A 6238-nucleotide genomic window follows, 5' to 3' on the forward strand; every position below is an offset into this window, starting at 1 on the left:
GGTGCGGTGGTGGCCGCCCTCCTCGCCGTCGGCGAGCCGCCCCGCCCGGTGGGCCGCCGCTGCGAACGGTGGTCCCGTGCAAGCGCATTGGCCGGGCAGGACGAGTCGGAGGAGTTGGACGGGGCCGACCGGCCGGTCACCAGCCGTCGGTGAGCCGGAAGGCGCGGGAGAAGGAGGCTCCGCCCGTGTTCGTCCATTCGTCGAGGACGCCGTAGGTGTCGTTGCGGGCGATGAGGTCGGCGCGGCCGGTGCCCCGGAAGTCACCGGCGACCGTCTGCGAGAACGGACCCCACCCGTCGGTGACGAGCACCCAACCGGCGAACGTACCGTCCCCGTTGCCCGGCCACATGTACAGGTTGCCCGTCGCGTCCTCCCTCGCCATCAGATCCGCGTGACCCGTCCCCCGGAAATCACCGGCGACCGTCTGCGAGAACGGACCCCACCCGTCGGTGACGAGCACACGACCGGCGAAAGTACCGTCCCCGTTACCCGGCCACATGTACAGGTTGCCCGTCGCGTCCTCCCTCGCCATCAGATCCGCGCGGCCGGTCCCCCGGAAATCACCGGCGACCGTCTGCGAGAACGGACCCCACCCGCCAGTGACCAGCACCCGGCCCGCGAAAGTACCGTCCCCATTACCCCGCCACATGTACAGGTTGCCCGTCGCATCCTCCCTCGCCATCAGATCCGCGTGCCCGGTCCCCCGGAAGTCACCGGCGGTGGTCTGGGAGAACGCGCCCCAGCCGGCCGTCAGGTCGGTCCTGGCCGCGAAGGACCCGTCTCCCCGCCCCGCCCACTCGTACAGGTGCCCGTCCGAGTCGTCGCGGGCGACGAGGTCGCCGGTGCCCTTGCCGTGGAAGGCTCCGGCCGTCGTCTGGGAGAAGGTGTGGGAGGGGCTGGCCGGGGCGGGCCGCGGAGCGAGGACCTCGGCGAGGGCCGCGTTCCCGTTGGTGGTGAAGTGCAGGTGGTCGGAGGAGACGTAACCGGCGAACGCGGCGCTCGGGTTGAGCGGGTCGCGGGTCGCCCGGTCGAAGTCGTGGAAGCCGTCGATGGCCGTCGTCGTGCGGATCCAGTCGTTGACGCACCGGCGCACCCGGTCCCGGGCGGCGGTGTAGTCGGCGTGGCCCTGGAAGGCGGGGATGGTGGCGACGGTGAAGCGCAGCCCGGCCGCGTGCGCGCGTGAGGCCAGCTGCTGGATGCCCGACTCGAGCGCGGAGTCGGAGGCGTCGTCCATCGTGATGTCGTTGATGCCCTCGTAGAGCACGACGCTCCGCACTCCGGTCTGGGAGAGGACGTCCCGGTCGAAGCGGTTGAGCGCGCTCTGACCGAAGCCGACGCGTCCTCCCGTCCCGTCGGTGAGGATCCGGTTGCCGGAGATGCCCTTGTTGACGATGCCCTCGGGCGTCGGTCGGGCGCTGAGGGCGCGCCCGTAGTCGTCGGCCCAGCGGGTGTTGGAGTCCTGGTCGGTGTGCCCGCCGTCCACCTGCGAGTCGCCGAGGGCGACCACCGTCCCGTCGCTGCCGGCGGCCGTGACGTCCAGGCCGGCCAGGAAGGCCCAGTAGGCGTACGGGGTGGAGAGGTTGGCGCCGCCCGTGTCCTGGGTGCGGTCGGCACCGTCGCCGGGGGCGGAGGTGTAGGAGGTGGTGAGCGTGTACGGGTGGTAGGGCGCGGTGGTGACCTTGTCGGGCAGCCAGAGGCTGACCAGCAGGTTCTCGTCCGCGGTGACCGGGAAGGCGACGGGGTCGCTGTAGACCTCGCCGCCGGGCGGGACGACGGTCCGGCCCGAACCGCCGAAGGTCAGGGTGACCGGCGCGGCCGCCGCCGTGGCCGGGTTCCCGTTCCGGGCCGAAGTCCGGTCCTGGGCCGCGACGGTGACGTGCCCGATGGTCACCGGGTCCGGGCTGAAGGTGTTCACCAGGCGGATCCGGGCGGAGCTGCCGCCGATGCTGGTGTGGACGACCATGCGCAGGGTCTGCCGCCCCGTCACGCCCGAGGCTGCCGACGGTCCGGCCAGGCTCATGGCGGTACCCCAACTCCCCGTCCAGGCCACGGACTCGGGGCGCGGCGCGCCCGGGCCCGACGCGAGCGCGGCGGGGACCGGCCCACAGCCGGCGGCCGCGTTCGCCGGGGCCGCGGGCGGCAGGGCGGCGAACGCGCCGAGGACGACGGCGGCTGCCGTCAAGGCGGACAGGCGGCCCCGCGGTGGGCGGTGGGCGACGTGCACAGGAGTCCTTTCGCCGGGTACGGAAGACCGTTTTCCCGCATGGCTCGGGTGACCAGGAAATGGCGGCGATCCGCTTCCCGGAGGAGGAGGTCCGAGAATGCGCCGAGAAATCTCGGAGACCGCTCGCCATCCACCATGTAATCACCGCCGGCCCGGCTTCCGCCAGGAGGAACATCAGGCGGAAGCCATGGGGAAGTTCCAGCAGAAACCGCGCTGTACAGGCGAGATCGGCGGGAAGCAGGCGGAGTGGCCTGATCGTGCGTCAGCTGACTGTCGCGCCTGACGGAATTTGCGATATACCGTCTCGGGCACTTTCCGCCCGACAATCCGCCAATCTCCTCCTGGCGTGATCACCTGTCGAACCTCGAAATCTCGAATGAGGGGACATCACATGGCAATCGGACGACGGCAACTCCTCACCTCCCTCGCGCTGACCGCCCTCGCCGCACCCGTCCTGGCCAAGGGGACCGCGACCCGAGCCTCCGCGGCCACGGGTACGGGTGCGGGTACGGCCGCACGTATGGCCGCCGGCTCCGGGCCGCTGTTCATGCAGGTCGTCGCCCACGAGGACGACGACATCCTGTTCATGAACCCGGACCTGTCCAACGCCCTCGCCGACGGCACGCCGTCCGTCACGGTGTTCGTCACCGCCGGGAACATCACCGGTGACCCGTGCGCGGGCGGCTGCTGGGACCCCGCCGGCGACCCGCTGCGCACCTGGAACCGCCAGATGGGCGCCGTCAACGCCTACTCCCGGATGACCGGGGTCGGCGACAACGACCCGGCGACCGACGAGATCGGGCACTGGACGGTCGAGGCCTGGACGGTCGCCGGCAAACAGGTCGAGCGGTACATGCTCAAGGACCGGCCGGTGCACCTGATCTTCCTCAACCTGCACGACGCCGGGCTCGCCAACGTGCTGAACGGCGGCATCGACACCACGGTCGTCCCGAAGGGCAGCCCGCTGTCCGGGCCGTCGACCTACACGGCGGCGGACGTCGTCGAGGTGCTGCGGCAGATCATGGTGACGTACCAGCCGACCGTGCTCCGGGCCCAGGACGAACTCCCGGACACCCGCTACAAGGACGACCACTCGGACCACATCTCCGCCGCGAAGTTCGCGGGCATGGCGGCGAGCCAGTACGGCGGCTCGCTGATCCAGGTGAACTACCGGGACTACAACATCAGCGACTGCCCGGTGAACCTCGACCCGGCGACGGTCGGCACCAAGGGCGTGTTCGTCTCCGAGTACGCCAGCCACGACCACTCGGGGAACTACGAAACCGCCTGGTTCTCCCGGATGTACTACCGCTGGTCGCGGGGCACCTCCTGGGCCGGGCTGAACCAGGACGGCCGGCCGCAGGTCTTCGTCGTCCGGGCGGGCTCCCTCTACACGTACTGGAGCCAGGGGGACGGCAGTTGGGGCGGCCCGGCACGGTTCGCCGACCCGGGCGGGCGGCTGGCGCCGGGCATCGCCGTCGGCACCAACGCCGACGGCCGGATGGAGGTCTTCGCCCGCCGCCTCACCGACCACCACATCGTCTCCGTCCCGCAGACCACGCCCAACGGCGTGTGGCGGGACAGCTGGGCCGACCTCGGCAACCCCAACGCCGGGCTCGTCAACGCGGGCCAGGTCGGCGTGCCCGCGGTGGTCGCCTCCCAGGACGGCCGGCTGGAGCTCTTCGTCAAGAACGGCGGCGGCGGCCTCAGCGCGATCCGGCAGACCAGCCCGAACGGCGCCTGGACGACCACCTGGGACGACCTGCACGGCACCGACGTCCAGGATCCCGTCACCGCGATCCGCAACGGCGTCGGGAGGATCGAGGTCTTCGCCAGCACCCGCGACGGGGTCGTCAACTGGTGGCAGACCGCCCCGAACGACGCCATCAACGGCCCGGGCCCGATCCCGAACTCCCGCCCGGCCAGCCCGCCCAAGGCCGCGCTCGACCAGGACGGCCGCATCGAACTCGCCTACCGCGAGGCCGAAACCGGCGCGATGCTCGTCAGTTACCAGACCCGGCCCGGGGGGCCGTGGAGCCAGTCCCCGACCAACCTCGGCGGCCACAAGGGCGTGGGCGAGCCGGCGATGGCCAACCTCGGCGGTCGGGTCGTCCTGTTCGAGCGCAACGGCGGCGGCGGCGTGAGCACCACCGCCCAGACCGCGCCGAACGCCGGCTACGGCGCCTGGCAGGACCTCGGCGGCACCGTCCTCGACTACCCGACCGCGATCGTCGACGGCGGCGGTGTCCTGTACGTGTTCGCCATCGGCACGGACGGCCGCGTCTACTTCCGCACGGGCACGACGCCCACCAACCTCGGCGGCTGGCAGGGCATGCCCCTGTGACCGCCGGTCCCGTCGGCCGGTCGGACACCCTCCCGACCGGGCGACGGGCCGGGCGACGGGCCGGGCGCGTGGAAGCGCCGGTGGGAGGGCCCGCGGGAGCACTCGTGGAAGCGCCGATGGGAGCGCTCTCACGCCGTGTAGGATGGCCACTCCCGAGAGTGAGCCACACCGGAGTGTGATCATGCCCCGAACTGACAGGCCGGGCCCCGGTGGCGCCCGGTCTGCCGCGCGACCGACGGTGGAGGACGTGGCCGCCCGCGCGGGAGTCAGCCGGGGAACGGTGTCCCGGGTCATCAACGGTTCGCCCAAGGTGAGCGCCCGGGCGAGGGAGGCCGTCGAGCACGCCGTCGCCGAGCTCGGCTACGTACCCAACCAGGCGGCACGGTCCCTGGTGACCTCGCGCACCGACGTCGTCGCCCTGGTCGTCCCGGAGAGCCTGTCGCGGTTGAGGTCGGAGCCGTACTTCGCGGACGTCATCGCCGGGATCTCCGACGAACTCGCCTCAACAGACCTTCAGTTGCTGCTGACCTTGGTCCGTAATGAGGACGAGCGCGAGCGTCTGACGCGCTACCTCACCGCGCGTCGGGTCGACGGGGTGCTCCTGGTCTCGGTGCGCCAGGACGACCTGTTGCCCGACCTGCTCGAACAGCTCGGGATGCCGGCCGTACTGGGCGGCCGCCGGTCCGAGCGCGAATCGCTGAGCTACGTCCACGCCGACAACGCCGGCGGGGCCCGGGCGGCCGTCCGGCACCTGGTCGGACTCGGCCGCACCAGAGTGGCCACCATCACGGGGCCGCTCGCCATGGAAGCGGCCGGGGCACGCCTGGCGGGGTACCGGGAGGCGCTCACGGAGGCCGGCCTCGCTCCGGAGGACGCGCTCGTCGCCCACGGCGACTTCACCGAGGCGGGCGGCTACGCGGCGATGTGCGAGCTCCTGGCCGAAATGCCCACCCTCGATGCCGTGTTCTGCGCCTCCGACCTGATGGCCGTGGGCGCGTTCCGGGCGCTGCGCGAGGCCGGGCGGCACGTGCCGGGAGACGTGGCCGTCGTCGGCTTCGACGACTCCGTCATCGCCCGTAGCACCGAGCCGCCCCTCACCAGTGTTCGCCAACCGACCGAGGCGATGGGGCGGTTGATGGTCCAGCTGCTGCTCGAGGAGATCGCCGACCCCGGGCGGCCGCGTCGCCAGGTGATCCTTCCGACCGAACTGACGGTCCGCGCCTCGACCTGAAGGCCTCGGACGGCCTCGGACGGCCTCGGACGGCCTCGGACGGCCTCGAACTGAAAGGCCGTCACGTCCCGTTGTTCCGGTATGAGCCACGGCCGAGTGTCACGGCTGACCTGGGCATAAGGTGCTGCTACGCTCCCGATGGGCGTGGGAGCGCTCCCACGCGCCAAGATTCTGGGGGGTGACATGTCGAAGGCACAACAAGGGGATTCGGCATTCGGGGGCATACTGAGGGCGCTTCGTCGTGAAGTGGGATTCACGCATGAGGAACTCGCCCGGCGTTCCCGGGTCAGTGTGAGAACGATCAGCGACATCGAGCGGGGCCGGGTGCTCCGACCACAGCGCCGCTCCGTCCAACAGCTCGCGGCGGGGGGGGGGCGGGGGGGGGCCCGCGCGGGATTGTTTTGTGCGGGCGGCCCCGCCCCGGCCCGCCGCGGGGCCC

General features: G+C 71.8%; 4 protein-coding genes. 3 read left to right on the top strand and 1 reads right to left on the bottom strand.

The genetic code is table 11. The features are described 5' to 3' along the window. Nucleotides 1–136 precede the first annotated feature (136 nt). Complete coding sequence (locus ACFU7Z_RS31545) at nucleotides 137–2182, bottom strand: FG-GAP-like repeat-containing protein (RefSeq protein WP_380781236.1); 2046 nt, start codon at nucleotides 2180–2182, stop codon at nucleotides 137–139. A 433-nt stretch (nucleotides 2183–2615) separates the two neighbouring features. Here ACFU7Z_RS31545 and ACFU7Z_RS31550 point away from each other — a divergent pair, with 433 nt between their 5' ends. The 3 genes from ACFU7Z_RS31550 to ACFU7Z_RS31560 form a co-directional block, all read left to right on the top strand. After that, entirely contained in the window at nucleotides 2616–4568 is a 1953-nt protein-coding gene (locus ACFU7Z_RS31550; protein ID WP_380781238.1) for an FG-GAP-like repeat-containing protein, read from the top strand. Nucleotides 4569–4749: 181 nt separating this feature from the next. Then, nucleotides 4750–5799 carry a LacI family DNA-binding transcriptional regulator gene (locus ACFU7Z_RS31555; RefSeq protein WP_380781240.1) on the top strand — a complete coding sequence of 350 codons (1050 nt, stop codon included), beginning with the start codon at nucleotides 4750–4752 and terminating at the stop codon, nucleotides 5797–5799. Between the two features lie 183 nt (nucleotides 5800–5982). Beyond that, nucleotides 5983–6238, top strand: a 256-nt coding sequence (locus ACFU7Z_RS31560) for a multiprotein-bridging factor 1 family protein (protein ID WP_380781246.1), incomplete at its 3' end; no start/stop codon positions are given.

This window comes from Kitasatospora sp. NPDC057518, from assembly GCF_042802075.1.
Classification (GTDB): domain Bacteria; phylum Actinomycetota; class Actinomycetes; order Streptomycetales; family Streptomycetaceae; genus Kitasatospora.

Excerpts from the sequence above, each read along its gene's own strand:
- ACFU7Z_RS31550 (WP_380781238.1), top strand. The coding sequence starts at position 2,616 with ATGGCAATCGGACGACGGCAACTCCTCACCTCCCTCGCGCTGACCGCC.
- ACFU7Z_RS31555 (WP_380781240.1), top strand. The coding sequence starts at position 4,750 with ATGCCCCGAACTGACAGGCCGGGCCCCGGTGGCGCCCGGTCTGCCGCG.